At 60.8% G+C, this 24,290-nt stretch carries 20 protein-coding genes; 4 read left to right on the forward strand and 16 right to left on the reverse strand.

Features of this window, described 5'->3' with window-relative positions; all coding sequences use genetic code 11:
- Positions 1-29: 29 nt before the first annotated feature.
- From ACEUKI_RS07590 to aroC, 5 genes are all read right to left on the reverse strand, one after another.
- Positions 30-1,691, reverse strand: coding sequence for a CTP synthase (locus tag ACEUKI_RS07590; protein ID WP_007052143.1), 1,662 nt, complete (start codon positions 1,689-1,691; stop codon positions 30-32).
- Between the two features lie 145 nt (positions 1,692-1,836).
- On the reverse strand, positions 1,837-3,393 hold the full coding sequence (locus ACEUKI_RS07595) for a Sapep family Mn(2+)-dependent dipeptidase (RefSeq protein ID WP_374156672.1): 1,557 nt from the start codon (positions 3,391-3,393) through the stop codon (positions 1,837-1,839).
- A 96-nt stretch (positions 3,394-3,489) separates the two neighbouring features.
- Positions 3,490-3,936 (reverse strand): type II 3-dehydroquinate dehydratase, encoded by a 447-nt coding sequence (aroQ, locus tag ACEUKI_RS07600; protein WP_007053380.1) that lies wholly within the window; start codon positions 3,934-3,936, stop codon positions 3,490-3,492.
- A 163-nt stretch (positions 3,937-4,099) separates the two neighbouring features.
- The gene (locus tag ACEUKI_RS07605) at positions 4,100-5,722 is read right to left on the reverse strand and encodes a bifunctional shikimate kinase/3-dehydroquinate synthase (RefSeq protein WP_080784899.1); all 1,623 of its coding nucleotides are present in this window, start codon (positions 5,720-5,722) and stop codon (positions 4,100-4,102) included.
- Between the two features lie 83 nt (positions 5,723-5,805).
- Complete coding sequence (gene aroC / locus ACEUKI_RS07610; protein ID WP_080784900.1) at positions 5,806-6,993, reverse strand: chorismate synthase; 1,188 nt, start codon at positions 6,991-6,993, stop codon at positions 5,806-5,808.
- A 63-nt stretch (positions 6,994-7,056) separates the two neighbouring features.
- On the opposite strand from aroC, the gene ACEUKI_RS07615 reads away from it, so the two are divergent.
- Complete coding sequence (locus tag ACEUKI_RS07615) at positions 7,057-7,524, forward strand: prepilin peptidase (RefSeq protein WP_080784901.1); 468 nt, start codon at positions 7,057-7,059, stop codon at positions 7,522-7,524.
- Positions 7,525-7,591: 67 nt separating this feature from the next.
- Here the strand turns inward: ACEUKI_RS07615 and mltG are convergent, their stop codons facing one another.
- The 6 genes from mltG to ACEUKI_RS07645 all read right to left on the reverse strand — a co-directional run bounded on the left by mltG (position 7,592) and on the right by ACEUKI_RS07645 (position 13,572).
- Complete coding sequence (gene mltG, locus ACEUKI_RS07620; RefSeq protein ID WP_080784902.1) at positions 7,592-8,773, reverse strand: endolytic transglycosylase MltG; 1,182 nt, start codon at positions 8,771-8,773, stop codon at positions 7,592-7,594.
- A 10-nt stretch (positions 8,774-8,783) separates the two neighbouring features.
- A complete protein-coding gene (gene ruvX, locus ACEUKI_RS07625; protein WP_007053384.1) occupies positions 8,784-9,242 on the reverse strand; it encodes a Holliday junction resolvase RuvX in 459 nt (152 codons plus the stop codon).
- Positions 9,243-9,250: 8 nt separating this feature from the next.
- Positions 9,251-11,932, reverse strand: coding sequence for an alanine--tRNA ligase (gene alaS, locus ACEUKI_RS07630; protein ID WP_374156673.1), 2,682 nt, complete (start codon positions 11,930-11,932; stop codon positions 9,251-9,253).
- A 128-nt stretch (positions 11,933-12,060) separates the two neighbouring features.
- Positions 12,061-12,297, reverse strand: a complete 237-nt coding sequence (locus ACEUKI_RS07635) for a hypothetical protein (protein WP_007053386.1) — start codon at positions 12,295-12,297, stop codon at positions 12,061-12,063.
- Positions 12,297-12,695, reverse strand: a complete 399-nt coding sequence (locus ACEUKI_RS07640; protein WP_080784904.1) for a DUF948 domain-containing protein — start codon at positions 12,693-12,695, stop codon at positions 12,297-12,299. The genes ACEUKI_RS07635 and ACEUKI_RS07640 overlap by 1 nt, the downstream gene beginning before the upstream one ends.
- A gap of 202 nt (positions 12,696-12,897) precedes the next feature.
- Positions 12,898-13,572, reverse strand: coding sequence for a histidine phosphatase family protein (locus ACEUKI_RS07645; RefSeq protein WP_007055085.1), 675 nt, complete (start codon positions 13,570-13,572; stop codon positions 12,898-12,900).
- A gap of 172 nt (positions 13,573-13,744) precedes the next feature.
- On the opposite strand from ACEUKI_RS07645, the gene ACEUKI_RS07650 reads away from it, so the two are divergent.
- Positions 13,745-15,709: an acyltransferase family protein gene (locus tag ACEUKI_RS07650; protein WP_144169280.1), complete on the forward strand. Its 1,965-nt coding sequence runs from the start codon at positions 13,745-13,747 to the stop codon at positions 15,707-15,709.
- An 89-nt stretch (positions 15,710-15,798) separates the two neighbouring features.
- Here ACEUKI_RS07650 and rpsD read toward each other — a convergent pair whose 3' ends face one another.
- The 5 genes from rpsD to ACEUKI_RS07675 form a co-directional block, all read right to left on the reverse strand.
- Complete coding sequence (gene rpsD / locus ACEUKI_RS07655; RefSeq protein WP_007052130.1) at positions 15,799-16,425, reverse strand: 30S ribosomal protein S4; 627 nt, start codon at positions 16,423-16,425, stop codon at positions 15,799-15,801.
- A gap of 198 nt (positions 16,426-16,623) precedes the next feature.
- Positions 16,624-17,616, reverse strand: coding sequence for an ABC transporter ATP-binding protein (locus ACEUKI_RS07660; protein ID WP_144169248.1), 993 nt, complete (start codon positions 17,614-17,616; stop codon positions 16,624-16,626).
- 1 nt (position 17,617) lies between these two features.
- Positions 17,618-18,835: an ABC transporter permease gene (locus ACEUKI_RS07665; RefSeq protein ID WP_080784907.1), complete on the reverse strand. Its 1,218-nt coding sequence runs from the start codon at positions 18,833-18,835 to the stop codon at positions 17,618-17,620.
- A gap of 90 nt (positions 18,836-18,925) precedes the next feature.
- Entirely contained in the window at positions 18,926-19,324 is a 399-nt protein-coding gene (locus ACEUKI_RS07670; RefSeq protein ID WP_080784908.1) for a DUF4418 family protein, read from the reverse strand.
- A gap of 144 nt (positions 19,325-19,468) precedes the next feature.
- Positions 19,469-22,162 carry an ATP-dependent helicase gene (locus ACEUKI_RS07675; RefSeq protein ID WP_144169247.1) on the reverse strand — a complete coding sequence of 898 codons (2,694 nt, stop codon included), beginning with the start codon at positions 22,160-22,162 and terminating at the stop codon, positions 19,469-19,471.
- A gap of 116 nt (positions 22,163-22,278) precedes the next feature.
- On the opposite strand from ACEUKI_RS07675, the gene ACEUKI_RS07680 reads away from it, so the two are divergent.
- Both ACEUKI_RS07680 and ACEUKI_RS07685 read left to right on the forward strand, forming a co-directional pair.
- Positions 22,279-22,860 carry a xanthine phosphoribosyltransferase gene (locus ACEUKI_RS07680; RefSeq protein WP_080784910.1) on the forward strand — a complete coding sequence of 194 codons (582 nt, stop codon included), beginning with the start codon at positions 22,279-22,281 and terminating at the stop codon, positions 22,858-22,860.
- Between the two features lie 50 nt (positions 22,861-22,910).
- Entirely contained in the window at positions 22,911-24,275 is a 1,365-nt protein-coding gene (locus ACEUKI_RS07685; RefSeq protein ID WP_374156674.1) for a nucleobase:cation symporter-2 family protein, read from the forward strand.
- The last annotated feature ends 15 nt before the right edge of the window (positions 24,276-24,290 follow it).

The raw sequence follows: 24,290 nt of genomic DNA on the forward strand, positions 1-24,290 counted from the left end.
CGCGATATTATGCACGGCACGAAAGTGAGTCAGCGCGCCGCCTGATGGTCGAGTGCGGCCTTGACCAGACCGGCGAACAGCGGGTGCGGCTTGGTCGGGCGAGACTTGAACTCCGGGTGAGCCTGGGTGGCCACATAGAACGGATGCACGTCCTGCGGCAGTTCCACGAACTCGGTGAGCTCGCCGTCCGGGCTCTGGCCGGAGATGCGCAGGCCGCCTTCGCGCAGACGATCCTTGTAGGCCACGTTGACTTCGTAACGGTGGCGGTGGCGCTCGGTGACATGCGTGGTGCCGTACAGTTCGGCGACCAGCGAGCCTTCCTCCAGCTCAGCCGGGTAGGAGCCAAGACGCATGGTGTGGCCCATGTCGCCCTTGCCGGCCACGATGTCCTTCTGCTCTTCCATGGTGGCAATCACCGGGTTGGCGCAATCGGGCTCGAACTCGGAAGAGTTCGCGTCTTCAATGCCCAGCACGTGGCGGGAGTATTCGATGACCATGGACTGCAGGCCCAGGCACAGGCCGAGGGCGGGCAGCTTGGTTTCGCGGGCGAACTTCAGGGCGCCGATCTTGCCGTCGATGCCGCGGATGCCGAAGCCGCCGGGGATCACAATGCCGTCGACGTTGTCGAGAGCGGCGGCCGCACCTTCGGTGGTTTCGCAACGATCGGCCGCAACCCACTTGACGTTGACCTTGGCCCAGTTGGCAAAGCCTCCGGCCTTGATGGCCTCGGTGACAGACAGGTAGGCGTCCGGCAGATCGATGTACTTGCCGACGATGGCGATGTTGACCTCGTGCTTGGGGTGGTGGACGCGCTCAAGCAGATCTGCCCATTCATCCCAATCGACGTCATGGAACGGCAGGCCGAGCTCACGCACCACATAGGCGTCGAGGCCCTCCTCGAACAGGATCTTCGGCACATCGTAGATGCTCGGCGCATCCACGCAGTTGACCACGCCTTCGGCATCGACGTCGCACATCAGGGAGATCTTGTCTTTGATGGACTGGTTGAGCGGGCGGTCGGAACGCAGCACGAGGGCGTCCGGGGAGATGCCGAGCTGACGCAGCATCATCACGGAATGTTGGGTGGGCTTGGTCTTGAGCTCGTGGGCGGCGGAAATGTACGGCACCAGGGAAACGTGCACGAACATGCAGTTGTCCGGGCCGAGATCGCGACGCACTTCGCGGGCGGCCTCAAGGAAGGGCTGGGACTCGATGTCGCCGACGGTACCACCGATTTCGGTGATGATCACGTCCACGTCATCGGAAGCCTGGGCGCGCATACGAGACTTGATTTCGTTGGTGATGTGCGGGATGACCTGCACGCACTGGCCGAGGTATTCGCCGGCGCGCTCCTTGCGCAGCACTTCCTGATAGATCTGACCGGTGGTGACGTTGGCCTTCTGGCTCAGGAAGACGTCGAGGAAACGCTCGTAGTGGCCGATGTCGAGATCGGTTTCGGCACCGTCTTCGGTCACGTAGACCTCACCATGCTGGAACGGGTTCATGGTGCCCGGGTCGACGTTGATGTACGGATCGAGCTTTTGCTGCAGAACATGGATACCGCGGCTGCGCAGCAAACGACCGAGCGAAGATGCGGTCAGGCCCTTGCCGAGAGAGGAAACAACGCCGCCAGTGACGAAAATATGCTTGGTGACGTGTTCTTGAGAATTACCATGTGTTCTTCTAACCATGGAATTTCACTCTATCATCCGCATGTGACTCGGCGTGTTCGCCAGACGCGTCAGCCCCGACATGGCATACTTGAACGATACGAATAGTAGGCTCGCCAAAAAGCATACGCAAGGTCATAATCACGTCAAACGTCTTATCCGCCAGCTATTGCAGGTATTGGTCGAGACGCACTAGGCCTAACGCATATAGAACAAACGCTGTTTTCAGGTTTTTCAGCGAGGCCCATTCATCGGCGCCGTGCGCGTTGCCGGCACCTGGTGCGATGAATGGCGGGGTCTCCAGGTCGATGCCGTCGACCGCCGGCACATGGTCGGCATGGAATTCGGGACCGAAGTTGAGTGCGCGCGGGATAAAGCGGGCGTGGGTGCCGTCGCCGACAGCCACGGGTCGAGCCTCGCAACCGAGCACGTCGTTGTAGGTTGCGGTGAGCAACTGGACACGCGGGTCGTCAGCCTGCACGTAGTATGGGTCATCGTTAAGGATGTCGACAATGCGGCCGCCCGCCGCTTCGGCTTGTGCTTGAATACGCCCGATGATTTGTTCGTGTGCCTGGCCTACCGCATAACGGATGTCGAAGTGCAATACGATGGCATCTTCAGAAGTCTCACCCGATACCGCGCCTAATACCTTGTCTGCTTCAGCGAACTCATTCGCCGGCATAATCAAACCACCATTGGCGGTGGTCGGTCCGCTTTCCGCATTCTCGCAATCGATACCCAAGCCGGTGCCATATGAGTCTTTTGTCCATTGGGCAATCGCCTGCGCTGCAGTGAGGTCACGGCCTTCGAGCAGACCGGACTGGGCAAGCGCCGTAGTGAGCACCGCTATAGCGTTTACGGTACCAGACGGTTGGCAGGCATGACCGGCAACACCGGTGGCCTCAATCGTGACGCCTTGCGCTGTTGCGTTGATATGCAATCGCTCGGCGATATCTGGAGCGATGTTGCCGCTCTGGCAGAATGCTTGCCGCACGGTAGATTCGTCGACGCCGGTGAGGGTGATTGCGGCGGCCCCGGGAACCGTGTTAGTGGCGGTGCCGGCATGCCAACCGCGCAATTGCGGCCCGACCGGCAATTCGACATCCACATCGAGCAGTCCTTTTTGGATATTGTTCACCGGGAAGGGACCATCGGTGACGATGGCCTGGTACGGCGCGCCGATGTTGGCGACGAACCATTTGATGTCGTTGAGCGCGATCTCTTCGGAGCCGCCGAACAGTATACGTACGCGGTGGCGGAAACGGTGGTCGTGTTCCTTGAAGAAACGGAGTAGGAAATAGTTGGTCAGCGCGACGCCTTTATTGTCCAATGAGCCGCGACCGATAACAATATCGCCAATAACCTGCGGATCGAAGGCATCGTGCGTCCAACCGTCGTCGGCGGGGACTACGTCGAGGTGGTCGACGAAGGCGATGTCACGGTCGGTCTCCACGTTCTCCTGTGGATAAACGACTTCCATGACGTGGCCGGTGTAGTCGCGCGTAGGCAGCCCGTCTCGTCCTGCCTTGGCCAGCATATGGTCGAATACACGGCGCACTTCAGGTCCATAGGGCGCACCAGGACGAGGATTCGGGTCCGATTCGTCGGAAACTGACGGATAGCGCAGCAGCTTATACAGTTCATCGGCAAACTGTGCGCGGTGGGCGTCGAACCAGCGTGACGCGGCATCGACGAGATCACGTTCCGTGGCGGTGAGAGTCATGGCTTCCTTTTACTTGGACGCTTATGGTTTCCTCAGGTAACAGGAATCCCGGGCGCAACGTCGACTGCTACCCGGGATTGGCTGGAGGGCTTGGTTCTATTCGCTCAGCAAGTGCGCCACAGCATCGAGCGCGAGCTTGTAGCCGTAGAAACCCATGCCGGTGATGGTGCCGGTGGCCACAGGGCTGATTACGGAACGCTTGCGGAACTCGTCGCGGGCGGACGGGTTGGAAATATGGACTTCCATAAGCGGCAGGTTCTCATCAATGACCATGTGCGCGGCGTCGGCGAGAGCATACGAATAGTGCGTGAAGGCGGCGGGGTTCATGACCACCGGGGTTTTCTCGTCGGCGGCTTGGTGCATCCAGTGCACCATTTCGGCTTCGTCGTCGGTCTGGCGCACCTCGACTTCGAGGCCGAGGTCCTTGCCCCATTCGGCGCAGAGCTTGCGCAGGGTGTCGAGGTCTTGACGACCGTAGACGTCGGGCTGGCGGACGCCGAGACGTCCGAGGTTGGGGCCATTGACAACGATGACTTTGGTCATTGGGACTCCTTTTGTTTGTGCTTCTCTCCCTCCGCCCCTTCGGGGCACCTCCCTCATCAGAGGGAGGTAGCAGGTAAATCCGACTCCGGGGCACCTCCGTTAGAGGGGAGCCAAGTACTTTTTTCTGAGGGGATGGCGAACGGCACGGCCTACGGCCGTTCAATTACTGCTGGATACGACGGAATGCTTCTTCTACGGCTTCGGCGGGCGGGTTGTCGAGGTGTACGACGTGACCAATCTCGTCGAGGACCACGAAGCGCAGTTCGTTGCCACGGGCTTTCTTGTCGCGATGCATCAATGCGAGCACGTCGTCGAACGAGCCGCCATTCCACGACGTCGGCAGACCCAGCGAAGCGAGCAACGAGCGGTGATAGTCAACCAGATCCTGATCGATGTAACCGATCAGATGGGCCAGCTCGGCGGCATACACCATACCGACGGCCACCGCATTGCCATGCCTCCAGCGGAAGTGCTCGAGCTTTTCGATGGCATGGCCCATCGTGTGCCCGTAGTTGAGGAATTCACGCAGACCCTTCTCTTTCAAATCGGAGGAGACGTGGTAGGCCTTGACCTTTACCGTGCGCTCAATGAGCTCGGCAACCACGTCTTCGAGCGGCGAGCCGAGGAATGTAGAGCCGTCGAAAGCGCGCAGTTCAGCTGCGTGGTCTTCGAGAATATGCAGGATTTCGGGGTCGCGGATGAAACCGGATTTGGCGACTTCGCCGAGACCCTCGATGAAGATGTCATTGGGCAGCGTAGCCAGCGTCTTGGTGTCGGCCAGCACACCGGCAGGCGTGTAGAACGAGCCGACGAGGTTCTTGCCCTGCGGGGTGTTGATGCCGGTTTTGCCACCGGTGGAGGCATCGACCATAGCCAGCAGCGAGGTCGGGCAGTTCACATAGCGCACGCCGCGCATCCACGTGGCAGCCACGAAACCGGCCAAATCGGTTGCGGCACCGCCGCCAAGCCCCACCACGGCATCGGATCGGGTGAAACCTTCGTTGCCAAGGCGTTCCCAAATGCCGTTGGCCACGGTAATGGTCTTGCCGGGTTCGGCATCCGGAATCACGATGTCGGAAACCTCATAGCCGCCCTGACGCAACAGGGCGCGGGCACGATCGGAGTGTCGCTGCACCGGCTGGGTATGGATAAGCGCGATTTTGGCGGGCTTGGGTCCCAGCACGTCGACCAGATGATTCATGGCACCTTCGCCAATGACCACATCATACGGCTCAATTGCCGCTCCGGTAACATGCACTGCTCGCTCAGAAACCATATCAATCACTTTCTTCGCTGCGCCCTGAGGCGTAAGTCCCCGGGTATGGACATGAACGTTGGCGACCTCGCGGAATACCGGGTCACGCTGCTTGAACAGTTTCTTCCAACGGGAGTTGGCGTCGCCATTGAGCATGGGCCGGCCTCCCCCACGGTTCGCGCGTTCCATGGCTTCCGCCGGATCGGCATCAAGGTAGACCACACGACCGCCATGGTCGATGTAGGAGGCGAGGGCATGCTGGGTGGATGGCGTCATGGGAGCGCCACCGCCCAGCGAAAAGATACCGTCGAAATCCTCAAGCATATCGGCGATGAAATCGGCCTCGACCTCGCGGAATGCCGGCTCACCGTATTCCTCGAAGTAGGAGGGAATCTTCATGCCCACTTCACGTTCGATCTCCACATCGGCATCGGCGAACGGCAGACGCAACATATGCGCCACTTCCTTACCGACACGTGTTTTGCCGGCTCCCATCATGCCGATGATGACGGCGCGGGGGCGTGCGGTCATAATCTACGAATCCTCTCGACGATTGGTGAGTACAATTGCTGATGGTTCCGCGGCAGTCGTCACGAAACCATACTCCACTTCGTTCAGCGCATGTGCTCCGGCCACGAGGCGAGATACGACTCAAGGTTGCGCCGTGTTTCGGCAACACTGTCTCCACCGAACTTATCCAGCGCGTACTTCGCCAAAGTCAGACGCACCATGGCCTCGGCCACCACGGATGCCGCAGGCACGGCAGTGCTGTCGGAACGCTGGTTGATGGCTTGTGCGGATTCGCCGGTCAGCACGTCGACCGTACGCAGGGCCTTGGGGATGGACGGAATCGGCTTCATGGCACCGCGTACGCGAATCACCTGGCCATTGGACATACCGCCTTCAATGCCGCCTGCGCGGTTGGACAGACGGTCGATGCGGCCGTCGGCGTTGACCACGATCCCATCGTGCGCCTGCGAACCGGGGCGGGAGGCTTCCAGGAAGCCGTCGCCGATCTCCACACCCTTGAACGCCTGAATGCCCATAATCGCGGAGGCCAGAGCCGCGTCCAGACGACGGTCGGACTCCACGTAGGTGCCGATGCCTGCGGGCACGCCGTAGGCGAGCACTTCAATCACGCCGCCCAACGTGTCGGCGGCCTTCTTGGCCTCGTTGATGCGTTCGATGATGCGGGCTTCGGCCTCTTTGTCCAGCGTACGGACAGGCGAGGCGTCAAGCGCTTCCAGATCATCGGGGGTGGGCAGGGGCAGGTCGGGGTTGGTCTGCACGCCACCGAGCGCCACCACGTGGGCTACGGTGCGGATGCCGAACGCCTGATCCAGGAACTGCTTGGCCACCTCGCCCAAGGTCACGCGGGAGGCGGTCTCACGGGCGCTGGAGCGCTCCAGTACCGGGCGGGCGTCATCAAAACCATACTTGCGCATGCCGGTCAGATCGGCGTGGCCCGGGCGTGGGCGGCTCAGGGGCGCATTGCGGCCTTCGCGCGGCAGGTCATGGTCGAGTGCATCAGCGCTCATGACCTCGGTCCACTTCGGCCATTCGGTGTTGGCGATTTCGATGGCCACCGGCGAGCCGAGGGTCAGGCCGTGGCGTACACCGGTCAGCAGACGGACCTTGTCTTGCTCGAACTTCATGCGGGCACCGCGACCATATCCAAGTCGACGGCGTGCCAGTGCGGAAACGATATCGTCCGTGCTAATACGCACGCCGGCCGGCAACCCTTCAATCATGGCCACCAATGCTTCTCCGTGAGACTCCCCTGCCGTCTGCCAACGCAGCATAACTTCCCTCGTTTCATGTGTGTACGTCTATGTGTACGTCTAACTAGGGGTTAATGTTAAGCCATGCCATACCTGTTCACGCTACCCGGTCTGCTATGTGGGCTTGCACTGTCCATTGAGGATGTTCGTCATCGGCGGGTGCCGATCGCGTGGGTGGCTGTGGGCGCGTTGCTTCAGCTGGCCGCCGATTTCGCGTATGGAGTGGTGGTGAACGACCTGTTCGTGCTGTTGCAGGCGCTGTTGTTCACCGTGCTATGTTGCCTAATCCAGTTCGCGTTGGCGTTGCTGGTGCCGCGGTCGTTGGGATTCGGTGATGTGACCGCCTTGATACCTATGGGATTGTCTGTCGGACTGTTTGGCCTGTTGCCTGTGGTGGTCTGGTGGCTGGCGATGGGCGTTGCCGGCATCACATGGATTGCCTTGTGGACGCGATTCGACCCGCAACGCACATCGCCGGCACATGCGGGCAAGGTGCCGTATGTGCCGGTGATATTGGCGGGCGCGATTGTGGCGGTGGTTGTTGGGGCTTAATCCCGTATTACTCCCCTCAGTCCGCTTTGCGGACAGCCCCCCTCGGCGAGGGGAGTCAATGAGGTGACTACTGGTTTTCGGCTTGCCACTTGCGTAGTTCGGCCACGTTCTGGTCATGTTCATCGGCGGTTACGGCGAACTTGGTTTCGCCGGTGTCCAGATTGACCGTGCAGAAGTACAGCCAATTGCCGCTTTCGGGGTGCAGTGCCGCTTGAATGGCGCTATCGCCGGGATTGCTGATCGGCGTAGGCGGCAGGCCGGAGATCTTGTACGTGTTGTACGGGTTGGACTCGTCCTGGGTCATCTCGGTGGTCACCTGCGCGGGCTTGACGTTATTGCCATAGGCCACGGTGGAATCCATGCCCAACGACATGCCCTGCTCCAAACGGTTCTCGATGACTCGCGTCACTTTGCCGTAGTAATCGGCTTTGTTGACCTCGGCCTCGGCGATAGAGGCGATGATCATCACCCGTTCGCGGTCACTGCCGGTCGGCACGCCCAATTCATCCAACTTGGCGATACGCTTATCGACCATGGCCTTGAGGATTTCCGAAGCGCTCTTCATGCTCTTGACGTTGTAGGTTCCCGGCTCCAGCCATCCCTCAAAGCTACCGCCCGCTTCATTGGGCAGAATATCCTTACCCTTGTTCTTGATAATCGTATCGAATTCGCTTTGGGCAATGCCGGAAAGCTTCGCGGCGTTGGCGAACACATCGGTGGCACGTTCACCGGGACGAACCTCGAGGAAGTCCGCCGCCCGGTTGGTGTCGGAGAGAACGGCGATCACATCGGATGCGGCCATATGCTTCTTCAATGTGAACGTTCCCGGATAGAGTGTCGCGCTATTGGCGTTGACCACGCTGGTGAACGCGGCAGTAGACTTGATGACTTCGGCCTTGAGCAGATTATCGGCGATCTCCGCCGCGCCTTGGCCCTCGCTCACGGTGAATTCGACCTCGCCATAGCCCGGTCCCGGATAGTCCGCGATGGCCGTCGACTGGTTGCTCCGGCTGTCGCGCCATGCGATGAGCTTGGTTACGCCGAAATAGCCGCCGCCGATAAGAAGGGCGGCGATGGCGATAGCGATGATAATGCCACTGATACGCTTGCGCCTGCGCTGTGCACGTCGCTTGCGCATCTCCTTGCGGGATTTCGGCGGTTCTGGCGGCTCGGCCCCGCGCATTGGTTCTGACCCCTGTTCGACCCAATGCGTGTTGTCATCAAAGAACTCGTTAAAATCATCGGTCATAACCGATACCTCACTGCTCCCGGGTACGGTCGAGTGCCGTCTGCAAAATCACCACTGCCGACTGCTGGTCAACCACCGGCCTGTGCTTGTTCGAAGCTTTATGGGCCTCGAACAGCTGACGATGCGCACTGACTGTTGTCAATCTCTCATCTATCAATGATACCTGCGGAATCTGATACTCCGTAGAATCACTGTCTTCACTCTCTGCTTGCAGCCTCTTCTCCAGATTGGCCGCCCACCTGCGCGCTTTTTTGGCGCTTTTGCCTTCTGTACCGTCCATCTGCAGGGGCAGTCCGACGATTACATGGTCCACATGTTCGTCTTCGATGACGTTCAGGACCTCGTCAATAGCAAAGAAATAGTCGCCGGCAACATGAATGTTGCCAGCAGGGTGTGCAAAGGTAAGCTCCGGGTCGGACAGTGCCAGTCCGACCCGGGCATTACCCAAATCAACGCCTAACCACACCACTGGCGGAATCAGGCTTTCTGCGCCTCGTGCTTGAGCGCTTCGAGGGCCTCGTCGATCTTGGAGGCATCGACACCGCCACCCTGGGCGAAGTCCGGCTTGCCGCCGCCACCGCCGCCGAGGACCTTGGCTGCGCCACGCACCAGATCACCGGCCTTGATGCCGGCCTTGCGGGCGGCCTCGTTGGTGGCCACGGCGACCATCGGCTTGTCATCCTCGTTCACGCCGGCGAGGGCCACCACCACGGGGGCGTCTTCACCGAGCTGGGCGCGCACGTCAAGTACGGTCTTGCGCAGGGCATCGACCGCGCCGAAGTGGCCCACGTTCTTGACGGCCACCTTGACCGGGGCCGCGGAGTTCTTGGTGTCAGCAACCAGCGCCGGAACCGAGGCGGCCAGCTGGGACTCGTACATGGAGGCCAAGCGACGATCGGATTCCTTGAGCTTGGCGAGCAGGGCGTTCACACGCTCGGCGAGCTCGTCCGGGCGAGCGTTGAGCTTGTCGGACAGCTGGGAGACCAGCGCGTGCTCACGAGCGTTGAAGTCATAGGCACCCTGGCCCACGACGGCGTCGACACGACGCACGCCGGAGCCGATGGAGGCTTCGGACAGGATGTTGACCATGCCGATCTTGCCAACGTGGTCCACGTGGGTACCACCACACAGCTCGCGGCTCCAGCCGTCTTCGCCGATGGAGACCACGCGTACGATGTCGCCGTACTTCTCACCGAACAGGTGCATGGCACCGAGGGCGATGGCGTCGTCGAACTTCATTTCCTTGGTGGTCACGGCGAGGTTGTCGCGCAGCTTGTCGTTGACGCGCTCCTCGACTGCGGAGATCACGGACTTGGCCGGGGCCTTGGACCACTGGAAGTCGAAGCGCAGACGGTTCGGGGCGTCTTCGGAGCTGCGCTGGGTGGCCTGCGGGCCCAGCTCCTCACGCAGCGCCTTGTGCACCATGTGCGTGGCGGTGTGCGAGCGGGCGATGGCGCCACGGCGGGCCAGGTCGATGTTGGCGTTGACTTCGGCGCCGACGACCAGCGTGCCTTCGGTCAGACGGCACTGGTGGACGATGAGGCCCTTGATGGGCTTCTGCACATCGTCGACTTCGAGCACGGCGCCGTCGTCGGACAGGATCTCGCCCTGGTCGGCGAGCTGGCCGCCGGCCTCCGCGTAGAACGGGGTGCGGTCGAGGATGACCTCGACGTTGGCCGGGCCGGTCACGGCGGGCACGGAACCCTTGCCTTCCTGCATGATGCCGATCACCTTGGCGCGGGCGGACATGTCGGTGTAGCCGAGGAAGTCGATCGGGCTGACGAGCGTCTTCTTGAAGTCGTCGTAAACGGAAAGATCCACGTTGTGACGCTTCTTGAGGGCGTCGGCGCGGGCGCGGGACTTCTGCTCGGCCATGAGTTCGCGGAACTTGGCCTCGTCCACCTTCACGCCCTGTTCGGCGGCCATCTCGAGGGTCAGCTCAATCGGGAAGCCGTAGGTGTCGTGCAGCTTGAAGGCGTCCTCGCCGGCCACGACGGGCTCGGCGGAATCGCTCTTGGCCTTGTTGACGGCCACGTCGAGAATCGTGGTGCCGGTCTCAAGGGTGCGGCGGAAGGCGTCTTCCTCGCCATACGCGGATTCGGACACCTCATGGAAGGTGTCGTTGAGCTCCGGGTAGCTGGCCTCCATGGCGGTCTTGGAGGTCGGGAAGAGGGTGGGCAGCACCGGATCGGTCACGCCGAGCATGCGCATGGAGCGCACGGTGCGGCGCAGCAGGCGGCGCAGCACGTAGCCACGGCCCACGTTGGACGGGCGCACGCCGTCGGACATGATCATCAGGGCGGAGCGCACGTGGTCAGCGACCACGCGGAAGCGCACGTCGGCGTCCTCGTTCTCGCCGTACTTCAGGCCGGAGAGCTGCTCGGCGGCCTCGATGACCGGGAAGACCTCATCGGTCTCGTAGATGTTGTTCTTGCCCTGCAGCAGGTAGGCCAGACGTTCCAAGCCGGCACCGGTATCGATGTTCTTGTTCTCAAGCTCGCCCACGATGTGCAGGTCGGTCTTGGACTTGACGTTGTCGACCTCGTAGTTCTCGAACACGAGGTCCCAGATCTCGATGTAGCGGTTCTCGTCGGCAATCGGGCCGCCTTCCTTGCCGAAGGCGGGGCCGCGGTCCACGTAGATTTCGGAGCAGGGGCCGCCGGGTCCGGGGCCACCGGTGGTCCAAAAGTTGTCTTCCATGCCCATCTTCTGGATGTGCTCGGGGTCCACGCCCTCGTTGATCCACATGGAACGGGCTTCGTCATCGTCGGTGAACGTGGTCATCCACAGCTTCTCGGGGTCGAAGCCGTAGCCGCCCTCATCCTGCGAGGTGGTGAGCAGCTCCCAGGCGTAGTGGATGGCCTCTTCCTTGAAGTAGTCGCCGAAGGAGAAGTTGCCGAGCATCTGGAAGAAGGTGCCGTGGCGGGTGGTCTTGCCGACCTCGTCGATGTCGAGCGTACGCACGCACTTCTGGTTGGAGGCCATGCGGCGCTTCGGCGGGGTCTGCTCACCCATCAGGTACGGGATGAACGGCACCATGCCGGCGATGGTGAAAAGCGTGGTGGGGTTCGGGGAAATCAGGGATGCCGAGGGCACGATGAGATGGTCGTGCTTGGCAAAATAATCGAGGTATCGCTTTGCGATGTCCGCAGTGCGCATGAGCGGATGAACTCCTTGTTTGGGTAATGGGCGCAGTTGCGCCTGGTATTGGTGGAAAAAGACTGGATTATGAGGGCTAGTTTGTTCTAGCTGATTCAGTGACTAGATGGCAAGGCGGCATGCGCGTGTCAGTTGGCGCGCTCGATGTACTGACGGTTGAGCTCAGCCTCTCGGGCTCGACGGGTGGCATTGAACTCGTTGACCAACCCTTCGAGTGTTTTCATCGGCACATTGTCCTGATCGGGGCCAAGCAGGAACTGGCGTGCCGCATCAGGCGTATTGGCCTTGACATAGGCCTGTGCCTTGGTGACGGCAACGATTCCGATGGCCACGCCGACGCCGACCCAGAAGATGCGTTTGAACATCACTCCCCCTTCTCGGCGGTGTCGTTGACGGTGGTTTTCGCGGCATTCTTCGCAAGGAAGGACTGACCCGTGGTTTTCAGCGCGTAGAAGGTGGAAGCGATCTTGATGACGGGCTTACCGAGGAAGGAGCCATACAGATCGGTCAACGCACCAACGTTGTTGGCGGTGGTGGAAGCCGCGGCGGAAATCTTGTTCACGTCTTCGAGCGACTTGTTGACCTGCTTGACGGTGGTCACGCCTTCGTCCAGCGCGGGGATGGCGTGTTCACCGGACTCCCGGACCGTCCGCGATATCTGATCAAACATCTTGCCCAGCCTGATCAGCGGATAGATCATGAAACCGGCCAATACTGCGAACGCGATGGCCGCGATCAGGCCAGCGATCTCTCCGACTCCCATTGTTTCCTCCTTGCGGTCACACTTACTCGCCTAAGGGTAGCACTCCTTCCCTATTTCTTGGCATACCATTGCATGCGCAGGGCGAAAACCGTGCGCGTGGGCGTATGCGGCTATAGGCGAAAGGCTGTCCTGCTGACGCTTTCGTTTGCGGCGTGCCGCCGTGGACCGTACGTGCTATTCGATATGTATTGCTTGCTATTTGCTACTTGCCGTACGAAACGATGGTCACGGCTTCGCCGAACGGCTTGTCGGTGTCGAAGTCGATCACGGTTACCGAACCATTCGCCGGGCGTTCGTTCAGATCGAGGTCAGGGCCGCCGAACCGGTGACCGAGGCTAAGCAGTGTGTTGCCATGCGAAATCTGCAGCACATCGTCGCCGTCCTTGAGATTCGGGTTGTCGGCGATAAGACGGAACGCGCCTTCGACGCGCGTCCAATATTCCTCATCGGATTCCGCATCGTGGAAGGGATCGGCTTCCTTGAGAAAATCACGCGAGGCCCCCAACCCGAACTTCTCGACGATTTGGTTGTAGGTTTTGACGCCGTGGGGTGCTCCCGCGGCGTACCAGGCCATGGCCATGTCAAGTCCCTCGTAGTAGCCGTAGAACTGCTCGCGGAAGTGCATGTCCGTCACGAGTGCGGGGCGCGGGTTACCCGCGGCTTCGTTGATGTCGAGAATTTTCTCGGCCGTCTGCTGGGCACGCGTGGTGTCCGAACAGTAGGCGGCGGCGAACGTCAATCCTTTCAGTCGCTCACCGGCCTTGACGGCATCGGCGACGCCCGACTCGGTCAGCGGCGAATTCGACCATCCCTGCAGACGGTTGTATCGGTTGAAATAGGTCTGTCCGTGACGGACCAAATGCAGATGAAGAATCATGGTTCTGATTATGTCACCATTCCGGCGGTTTCGGTGCGGGTTGCCGGAAGTCATAACGGCATAGGTCACTACCTGAGATATGCGTAATCCGGGTAGCATACCTGACGATTCCTGAGAGTACGCTTAGGGTAATGTGAGCATAACCTTGAAACCTGCACCATCTCAATCGTCTGTGCCTACCCATTTCAGGGGTATCGATGGACTGCGCGCTCTGGCGATTCTTGGAGTCATAGCATTCCACACCCGTCCGTCGCTATTGCAGGGCGGATTCATCGGCGTGACGATGTTTTTCGTTATCACCGGTTTTCTTGCCACACGTTCGGTACTGAACATGGTGGACCGCACCGGGTCCTTTGGATATGGCCGATATCTGATCCGCCGCATTACTCGTTTATGGCCGGTGATGCTGGCGACCATTGCCGTGGTGCCTTGGCTCACTTGGATGTTCGCTCCCAGCCTGTTGCAGAAAGTGGTTTCCGATTCGCTGCCAAGCGCCTTGTTCGCCAGCAATTGGGTGTACATCTTCCGCAAGGTGCCGTATTTCGAGGCGGCCGGATTGCCTTCTCCTCTGACCCATCTGTGGTTCTTGGGCGTGACGATGCAGTTCTATCTGATTTGGCCGTTGCTGATGGTGGTGCTCGGCAAAATCACCAAGTCCAAATGGGTGCGCTCCATGGCGATTCTTGTCATCATGGCTGCTTCCACCGCCGCCATGGTGTTGCTGTTTGACCCGGCCAATACCTCCCGCGTGTATTACGGTACCGACACTCGCCTCGCCGAGCTGGCCACCGGTGCACTGTTGGCTATCTGGATTGCGTCTTCCTCGCGAGGTACGGAAGTTGCGGAAGCTGGAGCGGCTTCGCAAACAGTGCGGATCGAACGTCAGGCCGGCGACGAGACGGGCACCCGTCTCACTATCGTCTGCAATGTTCTTGGCACCGCGGCTTTGGCGGCACTGCTGGCCGGATTCTGGTTCGCCAACGGGTATCTGTCGTACATGTACCAAGGCGTGTACCTGATTACCGCGTTCATATCGTTGTGCGCCTTGGCCTGTGCCGTGAACAATGACTCAATCTGGTCGCACGTGCTGGGTTGCGCTCCCCTACGCTATATCGGGTCGCGATCGTTCTCGCTGTACGTCATGCATTATCCGCTGCTGCAGTTCATGAACCCGGCGACACGAACGCAGGCGTTGCCGTGGTGGGGTTGGGTTCTTGAGGCCGTCGTGGTGTTGGCGGCGTCGGAAGCCTTCTACCAGCTGGTCGAGGCGGCCCGTAAATCGGTGCAGATGCCTCGTAGCCAACACGCCAAGCCGCTGCCGAAAGCCGGCTACCAGCTGCGTCCGGGCGCGTGGGTCATGTCGGTTATCGGATTGGTGACCGTTGTGGCGCTGACGTGGGCACCGGTGGACTGGAATGGCATCGCTCAAGCGCGAGCCATTCAGCTGCGCCCCGAACTCGCGGCACCCGCCAAGCCGGTCAAGAAACCGGCGAAGCCCGAGCCCGAGTCTTCTGCCACGAATGCCGCGAACGGCGAAACCAATACCGCTGACGCGAATAAGAACGGTTCGGATTCTCAGCCGCCCACCATCAAACCGATTGCGGAAAAGGTGCCAAACAATCTTGACATTTCGAAGTACGCCTATGATCCGGCAACGGAAAGCTGCAACGCGGATATGATGATGGTCGGCGATTCAGTGACGTCGGGTACTTCGGACGCCATCCAGGCCGCATTCCCGAACGCTTTTATCGATGGCCTGCCGAACCGTCAGATGCCGCAGGCGGTGGATGTGTATCAGCAGGACACCGCTGCCGGCCACAGTGGCAGTGTGGTGGTGTTTGGCCTCGGCACGAACGGCGTGATTTCGAATGAGCAGGAAGTGCAACAGCTCATTGACCTGACCGGCGGCAAGCCGACATACTTCATCACCATCCGTATGCCATACCCGTGGCAGGAGAACAACAACAATACGATGCTGCGTGAGGCCGCCAAGAAGAACAAGAACGTGGGCATCATCGATTGGCATGGGTATAGCGAAGGTCATAGCGAATACCTCAACGATGACGGCATCCATTCGAATATGACCGGTGCCTATGCGTACGCGACGATGATTCGTCAGGCGGTGTGCGGCCAGTAATCGCCTACAACGCAGGAACCCCGCGGCTTCTCGAAAGAAGCGCGGGGTTCGAGCGGTATGTCCTGGATTTGTTGACCAGAGGGCCCGGATCAGCGGGCGTAGAATTCGACCACGTACTGGATGTTGACCTGCACCGGGATCTCTTCGACCTCCGGCTTACGGGTCACAGTGGCCTTCAGGGACGGCAGGTTCACGTCGAGGTAGCCGGGGACCGCAGGCAGCACGTCACGGTGCACGCCTTCGGCGGCGATCTGGAACGGAACCATGGTCTGGCTCTTGGCCTTCACCTGAATGGTCTGGCCGGGCTTGACACGGTAGGACGGGCGGTCCACGATGTTGCCGTCAACGAGGATGTGACGGTGCACCACGAACTGACGGGCCTGGGCGGTGGTGCGGGCGAAGCCGGCACGCAGCACCAGGTTGTCGAGACGGGTCTCGAGGTCGGTCAGCATGGCGTTACCGGTCTGGCCGGCAGTACGGGTGGCCTTCTCGTAAGCGGCGCGAAGCTGCTTCTCGGAGATGCCGTACTGAGCGCGCAGACGCTGCTTTTCGCGCATACGCACCGCGTAATCGGACTCGGTGCGGCGGCGGTCACGGCCGTGCTCGCCAGGAGCGTACGGACGCTTTTCGAAGATGCGCTGAGCCTTGGGGGTCAGTGCGATGCCGAGGGCGCGAGACAGCCGCACCTGACGGCGAGAACGCTGAACGTTCGTCATTGGATTAATCCTTCTGTCGTTATCTGAACGGAACGCTTGCCTTGCATATGCCTGGCAAGCGCTGAGTCGGGCCTCCCCAGCGCTTCGTCGTGAACGAACACGAACGGGTTGGTTTTCTTGCGATTACCTACCGCCGACCCGCTGATGGGCTATGACTCCAGACGGTATCTACCTGTTGGCAGACACCAGCAGACCATATTACACCGAGGCTATGGACAGCACTCCGGCGTCCATGCGATACACCCGGTCTGCGTATTCGAGTGCATCGGGATCATGGGTGACCATGAGAATCGCCGTGCCGTTGTTGACTTGGTCTCTGAGCAGACGCATTACGATGTCGGTGCTCTCTTGGTCGAGGTCGCCGGTCGGCTCGTCGGCGATGAGCAGGCTCGGCTGGTTCATCAGCGCGCGGGCGATGGAGACGCGCCGCATTTCACCGCCGGACAGCTCGCGCGGGTAGCTGTCTGCCAGATCGGCGACACCAAGCTGGGTGAGCAGCATGCGAGATCGGGTGGCGAACAGGTCCGGACGGCTCGCAGCCGTGTTTGACGGCATGTTTTCCCGGTCTGTGATTGGCGCAATGACATCCGGCATGAACAGGTCGGCGGCTGCTTCATCATTGGTGGCAGCGGCTTGTGCCACGGCATCGGTCGACGCAACAGCGTCCACCTGAGCAACGGCATCCGTTGCTTCCGCGTTTTGAGCGAACGGCAGCGGCTCCGGAAACATCGTTGCGGGCAGAATCACGTTGTCGAGCACGGTCAGGTTGCCGAGCAGGGTCTGGCTTTGGGTCACGAATCCGATAGTGCGGTTCCTCAGCACGGACAGTGCTTTATCGCCCAAGTCGGCCACATTGCGTCCAGCCACGCTCACGGCTCCCGAGGTCGGGCGAATCAGCCCGGCGACCATGTTGATCAACGTACTTTTGCCGTTGCCCGACCGGCCGACAATGGCGATGAATTCGCCGGCATCGACGGTGAGGTTCACGTGGCTGACGGCGTCGAACGGCGTGCCGCGGCGGACGAACTGGCGGGTCAGGTCCGTCAAGGTCAGCAGATGGTCCGGGGAGGGCGTCTCGGTTACGTGCGGCGAATCCGGCGTAGTCGGCGCGTTCGGCCGAGCTGGCGTGGTCGGCTGGAGCTTGGTCGGCTCAACCGTGGTCAGCTGAGTCGGCGTAGTTGTCTCAGTCATATCACTCCCCCTCTCGCAGGGTCAGGTAGGCTTCGGGCCGGCCGAGACGCCACATGGTGGCCAGCGAACCGATGATGCCGATGACCGTAGAGCACACAATGGTCACGGCAATGAATCCGATCACCGCAACCAGGCTGGCTTGCAGATACGGCAATTGAAGCTGTTTGCCGATCAGCGAACTGAATGGGAAAATCACCAGGCTGGCCGCGCCGACGCCGATTACGCCACCGATCAGACCGATGATGGCGGCTTCCTTCAGAATGATGGCATTCAACATGCCGCGCGTGGCGCCCATGATGCGCAGGGACGCGAATTCGCGTTTGCGTTCGTTCACCGACGAGGCGAATACGGCGAGCAGCACAATCACGCCCATTACCCAGATCACCGCCACGAAAATCTTGAGGTAGGTGACAAGCGCGGTCAGCGAAGTTCTGGTGTTAGCGGTGATGCCGCCGGGGTATACGTACTCCAAATCGGCGAACCGGGAGTCAAGACGCTTGATGTTTTCAGCCACGGTCTGCGCTTCGTACCCCTGCTGCGTCTTAATCATCACGGTGGAGACGGCTTCGCCTGCATATTCGGCGGGCATGACCTGCTTGGAGACCTTGGCCGAGGCGGCGACCATGTCGGGCACGGTGTTTTGGTTGATGAACACCGAGTTGTCGAGGCTGGTGCCGGTGTTGGCGAGCTGGGCGACGACCGGCCATGAACGGCCGTAGAGTTCGATGGTGCCGTCGGTGGACACGTTGACATTTGCGCCTGCAATCATCTGACCGTCTTCAAGGGGGCCTTCGAACTGGGAGGCGACCCATGGTTCGATGACGAAGTCAGTGTCCGGGTCATAACCGATGATCTGCAGCTTTTCGGCACAGCAGGCGGCGGCCAGCGATGATATATAGGTCTGTTCGGTGGCCTGTGCGATGCCGTCGGCCTGCATGACCTCGTCGGCGATGTCTTTGGTGAAATAGAAAGTGCTGGGATTGCCGTTGGTGAGCAGCGCTTCAGCCTTCTGCGCGGTGTTTTGCGGCACGACCATAAGGTCGGCGCCCAGGCGCTTTTCCATACTGGTCATGCCGGTGTTGAGGTTCATGGTCAGCATGGTGCCGCCGAAGAACGTCAGCGCGAGGATGGTGACGACGGCGAGCAGTGCGCCGGTGCGGAACGGCTTGCGTTTGAGGTTTTCAATCGGAAGGCCACGCAATGCGATATGGGATGGCACGATGAGTCCTTATGTTGCTTATAGTGCGGTTGCAACAAGCGAGGCCGGAGTCCAGCGTCCGGAATGGCTGGGCTCCGGCCGTCTGCTCGATCAGTTGCGCTTGGCGGCGCGAGAGTCGAGCCAGATGGCGATGGCCGCGAACACGATGGTGAGCACGCCGAGCACGATGAGCGTGGGCAGCATAACCATGCGGCAGTGCATCATCGCGCCCTTGCAGACACCTATCAGGAAGGTGGGTACGGCGAGTAGCAGCAGGGCGTTGGTTGCGGCGGCGATATTGAGACCGATGCGAATCTGCGGGGCGACGAACAAAGCCACGACGCCGAACACGAGGATGACGACGCCGATGCCGGTGGCCGCCTGTTGCGAGTAGTGGCAGGCACCCGGCATGTCATGGCCGGTGCAGGCGTGCGCAAAGGTCTGGGGCGCGATGGTGATCAGCGCGCCGAACAGAATATTGGGCACGGATGCAAACAGCTTGTTCTTCATAATTACTTTTTCCTTTCCCCTGTTCCCAGGGCTCGTAAGCACGACCTCCGCATTATGCCCACACTGTGATGAAGAACACAAGTCTTGTTTTTTGTGAATTTATTTGGTATGTAACTCAGCCCCTCGTCAGAGGGGCCAATTTATCTACAACTTCTCAATAGGTGCTACGCGGAGCATGAGGCGTTTGACGCCGGCGGAGCCGAAGTCCACGGTGATTACCGAATTGCGGCCCTTGTCTTGCGCGTCGGTGACCTTGCCGAGACCGTACTGGTCGTGGCTGATCATGTCGCCCACGGCGAAGTCGGCGATATTCAGGCCATTATCCTTGGTGAGCTTCGAGCTGGGCACGGCAGAGCCGGTCGAACCGGATTTCGGTGTGGTGCGGCGCGTGGTGACTTTGCCGCCACGGGTGCCGCCATATGAACCGGACGAAGAACCGGAACGGGAACGAGACCCGTAAGACGACCCCGAACGGGAGCGAGACCCGTAGGAGGACGAGCCGGAGCGGGAATCATATGATGATGAACGGGAACCGTACGAAGAACCTGAACGGGAACCATACGACGAGGAGCCGGAATCCGAGCCATACGACGACCCATACCGCGACCGCGACCCATAGGACGAACCCGAACCGGACGAACCACACGAGCCGAACGTCGACGACCCGCCAAACGTGGCGCCGCCGAAATCGTCATCATCCCAGCCGCCCAAATCGTCGGCGAATCCATCGGTCTCCCAGCTGGCGCGCATACGCTCCACACCGGCTTCACGACGTTTCCAATCAATCAGCGAATCCGGAATCTCGTCGAGGAATTGGCTGGGCATCATATCGGCGGCCTGGCCCCACTGGGAGCGGACGGCGGCGCGCGTGACATACAGTCTCTGCTTGGCGCGCGTGATGCCCACATAGGCGAGTCGGCGTTCCTCCTGCAGTTCAGTGGTGTCTTCCATCGAACGCGAATGCGGGAAGGTGCCCTGTTCCATGCCGGTCAGGAACACCACCGGGTATTCGAGGCCCTTGGCGGTGTGCAAGGTCATGAGCGTCACCTTGCCGGAGTCCTCCGCCTCGCCGGGTAGTTGGTCGGAGTCGGCCACAAGCGCGGTGGTCTCCAGGAATGCGGACAACGTGGCGTCAAGCGTGTTCTGTTCGAATTCGGCGGCAGTGGACTGCAGCTGGGAGAGGTTCTCCAGACGGGAGGCGTCCTGCGGGTCCACGGATTTCTCGAGTTCGGCCCTTAAGCCCGACTTCTCCAATACTTCGGCCACGATCTCGCTGGGCTTGGAGTCGTGCGCGCGCGTGAACTGCGAGAGTGCGCCCATCAGATCGTGGAATGCTCGTAGCGAGGTGGCGGTGCGTGTCGGCACCTCGATCTCATCCAAGTGCATGAGTGCGTAGAAGAAGCTGGTGCCATGCTCGCGCGCGTAGGCGAGCAGCACGCCTTCGGCGCGGTCGCCAAGCCCACGCTTAGGCACGTTGAGAATACGGCGTAGATTCACATCGTCGTCCGGATTGACGAGCGCCTGCAAATAGGCCAGCGCGTCCTTGATTTCGCGACGTTCGTAGAACTTGGTGCCGCCGACGAGCTGATACGGCTGATTCGTGTTGATCAGCGCCTCTTCGAGCGAGCGGGATTGGGCGTTGGCGCGGTACATGATCGCCATGTCGGAGTAGGCGATGCCCTCTTCGGCGTGCAGGCGCGCGATTTCGGTGGCCACCCACTGGGCCTCCTGCTGGGCGTTGTCCGCTGCGTAGCCGACGATCGGCTCGCCCTTGCCGAGCGCGGTCCACAGTTTCTTGGGCTTGCGGCCCTCGTTGTTGCTGATCACCGCGTTGGCCGCGTCCAGAATGGTCTGCGTCGAACGATAGTTCTGTTCGAGCATGATGGTCTTGGCGTTCGGGAAGTCCTGCTCGAAGTCCTGAATGTTGCGGATGTCGGCACCACGGAACGCGTAGATGGACTGGTCGGAATCGCCCACCACGGTGATCCAGGCGGGGCCGGACTTGCCGGCGTTAGGCGCGCCCGGGATGGCCTTCTCTCCCGTGTCCACGCCGGCCAGCTCGCGCACGAGCACGTACTGGGCGTGGTTGGTGTCCTGATACTCGTCGACCAGAATGTAACGGAAGCGGTGATGGTAGTACTCGGCGACGGCCGGGTCGGTGCGCAGCAACTCGACCGTGCGGCCGATCAGATCGTCGAAGTCGACGGCGTTGGCCAGGGCCAAGCGATGCTCGTATTCGGCATAGATCACCGCGTAGATGGCTTCAAGGTCGCCCACCGTGCCGAACTGGTAGCCGCGCTGGCCGGGCGTGAAGTCGGGCGCGTGAACGGCGAGGTTTTCCTTCCAACCGGTCAAATTGTTCTTGAGGTCGGAGATATGGCTGAGAATCGAGCGTGGAGTGTAGCGCTTGATGTCGAGGTTGAATTCGGTGGCGATGATTTTGACGAGTCGCTCGGAGTCGGCGGAATCGTAGATGGAGAAGCCGGACTTGAGTCCGATGGACTTGCCGTCGCGCCTCAGAATGCGCACGCAGGCGGAGTGGAAGGTGGAGACCCACATGCGCTGGGCCACCGGGCCGATCAGCGAGCCGAGTCGTTCGCGCATTTCGGCGGCGGCCTTGTTGGTGAAGGTGATGGCTAGAATCTGGCCCGGCCATGCGCCGAACTGGCTCAAGATCCAGGCGATGCGGCGGGTCAGCACGCGGGTTTTGCCGGAGCCTGCGCCGGCTCCGATCAGCAGCGCCTGACCGCGGTATTGCACGGCTTCCGCCTGCTGCGGGTTCAGGTCGCCCACGAGTTCCTGTGCGCTGCGTGCGATGACTTCCGGCTCGTCGTACACTGTTGCCTCCCTTTGAATCGCGACATTCATGTTTACCACATGCACGGGTCAGCGCAGGACAACGTACACTTACGAGTATCCATATCATTCACTGACATACAACAATGGGAGGTTCAATGCAGGAACTTGAGGAGCGAATCCAAAGCGAGGGAACGGTGAAGGCGGGTGATGTGCTCAAGGTGGACGCGTTTCTGAATCACCAGTGCGACGTGCGTCTGTTCGACCGCATGGGTTCGGCATGGGCCGCTCATTTCGCCGGCAAGCACATCACCAAGATTCTGACCATCGAGGCGTCCGGCATCGGCATTGCGTGTGTGGCGGCCCAGCATTTCGGCAATGTGCCGGTGGTGTTCGCCAAGAAGGCGCAGTCCATCAACCTCGACGGCGACCAGTACACCACCACGGTCTATTCCTTCACCAAGCAGAAGGAGTTCCCGGTGATCGTGGCCAAGAAGTATCTGAACGCCGGCGACCATGTGCTGCTTATTGACGATTTTCTGGCCAACGGCAAGGCGTTGCGCGGTCTGATCGATCTGTGCGAAGCAGCCGGTGCCACGGTCGAGGGCATTGGCATCGCCGTGGAGAAGGGCTTCCAAGGCGGCGGTGACGCGCTGCGCGCTGAAGGCTACGATGTGGATTCGCTGGCCATCGTCGAGTCCATGAATTCCGAGACCGGCGAAATCACATTTAGGCACTGAGCACATTGACTGCTCCCGCCGGCGGGAGCAACAGAGAGAAGAAGAGAATCATGTCAGAGAAGAAAACCAATTATTCCGTATCCTTTGAGGCGTTGTCTTCGCTGGACGCGCCAGTATCCTTCTGGAAGGGCATTCCGTTCGGCCTGCAGCATGTGATGGCCATGTTCGTGGCGAACCTCGCCCCGATCTTCATCGTCGCCTCGGCCGCGAAGATGACGCCGGCCCAATCGGCCACCATCATCCAGGCCGGCCTGCTGGTGGCGGGCCTAGGCACTTGCCTGCAACTGTACGGTGCGTGGCTCATCGGCTCGCGTCTGCCGATGGTCACCGGCATCTCCTTCACCTACGTGGCGGCCGCCGTGGCGATCTGCGCGGACAAGGGCTATGGCGCAGTGGTCGGCGCGGTAATGGTCGGCGGCCTGCTGGAACTCGTGCTGGGTTTGACGGCCAAGTATTGGCGTCGGTTCGTGCCGCCCATCGTCTCCGCCATCGTGGTCACGTCGATCGGCTTCTCGCTGCTCAACGTGGGTGCCACGAGCTTCGGCGGCGGCAGCGGAGCCAAGGACTTCGGGTCCTGGCAAAACCTGACGCTCGGGCTTATATCTTTGGTTGCCTGCCTGGCGTTCCAGCTGCTCATGAAAGGCACGGCCAAGCAGCTGTCCGTGCTGTTCGGTCTGGTGGTCGGCTATGTGGTGGCCATCTGCATGGGCAAGGTCGATTTCTCCGGTTTCCAGAACCTCGCCATCGTGTCCGTGCCGCAGTTCATGCCGTTCAAGCCTGAGTTCGACTGGGGTTCGATCATCTCCATCGGCCTGCTCTACGTCGTCTCCTCGGTCGAGGTGCTGGGTGACACCGCCGCGCTGACCAAGGTGGGCCTGAACCGCACGCCCACCGAACGCGAGACCGCGGGCGCCATCGCCGGCGACGGCCTGATCTCCACCGTATCCGGCCTGTTCGGATGCCTGCCGCTGACCTCGTTCGCACAGAACATCGGATTGGTGGCCATGACCAAGGTCGTCAACCGCAAGGTGATTCTCTCCGGCGGACTGATTCTGGTGCTGGCGAGCTTCGTGCCGGCCATCGCCGAGATGTTCAACTCGCTGCCGCAGGCAGTGCTCGGCGGCTGCACGATCATGATGTTCGGCAACATCATTCTTTCGGGCTTCCAGATGATTGCCGAGGCGGGCTTCACGCAGCGCAACATCACGATTGCGGCGCTTTCGCTGACCATCGGCATCGGCTTCACCCAGGTGAGCGACATCTTCGCTCAGTTCCCGGCTCTATTCCAGCAGATCTTCGCCTCGAACTGCATCGCCGTGGCGTTCGTGGTGGCCGTGATCCTGAACGCCGTGCTGCCCAGCGAGGAGCACTTCCTCTCTGCGCCCAGGGAGGCACCGGCCGCGGACGCCGAGTGATAACAACGCGACATA

Origin of the sequence: Bifidobacterium sp. 2450, assembly GCF_041900695.1 — a bacterium.
In the GTDB taxonomy this organism is placed as follows: domain Bacteria; phylum Actinomycetota; class Actinomycetes; order Actinomycetales; family Bifidobacteriaceae; genus Bifidobacterium; species Bifidobacterium longum.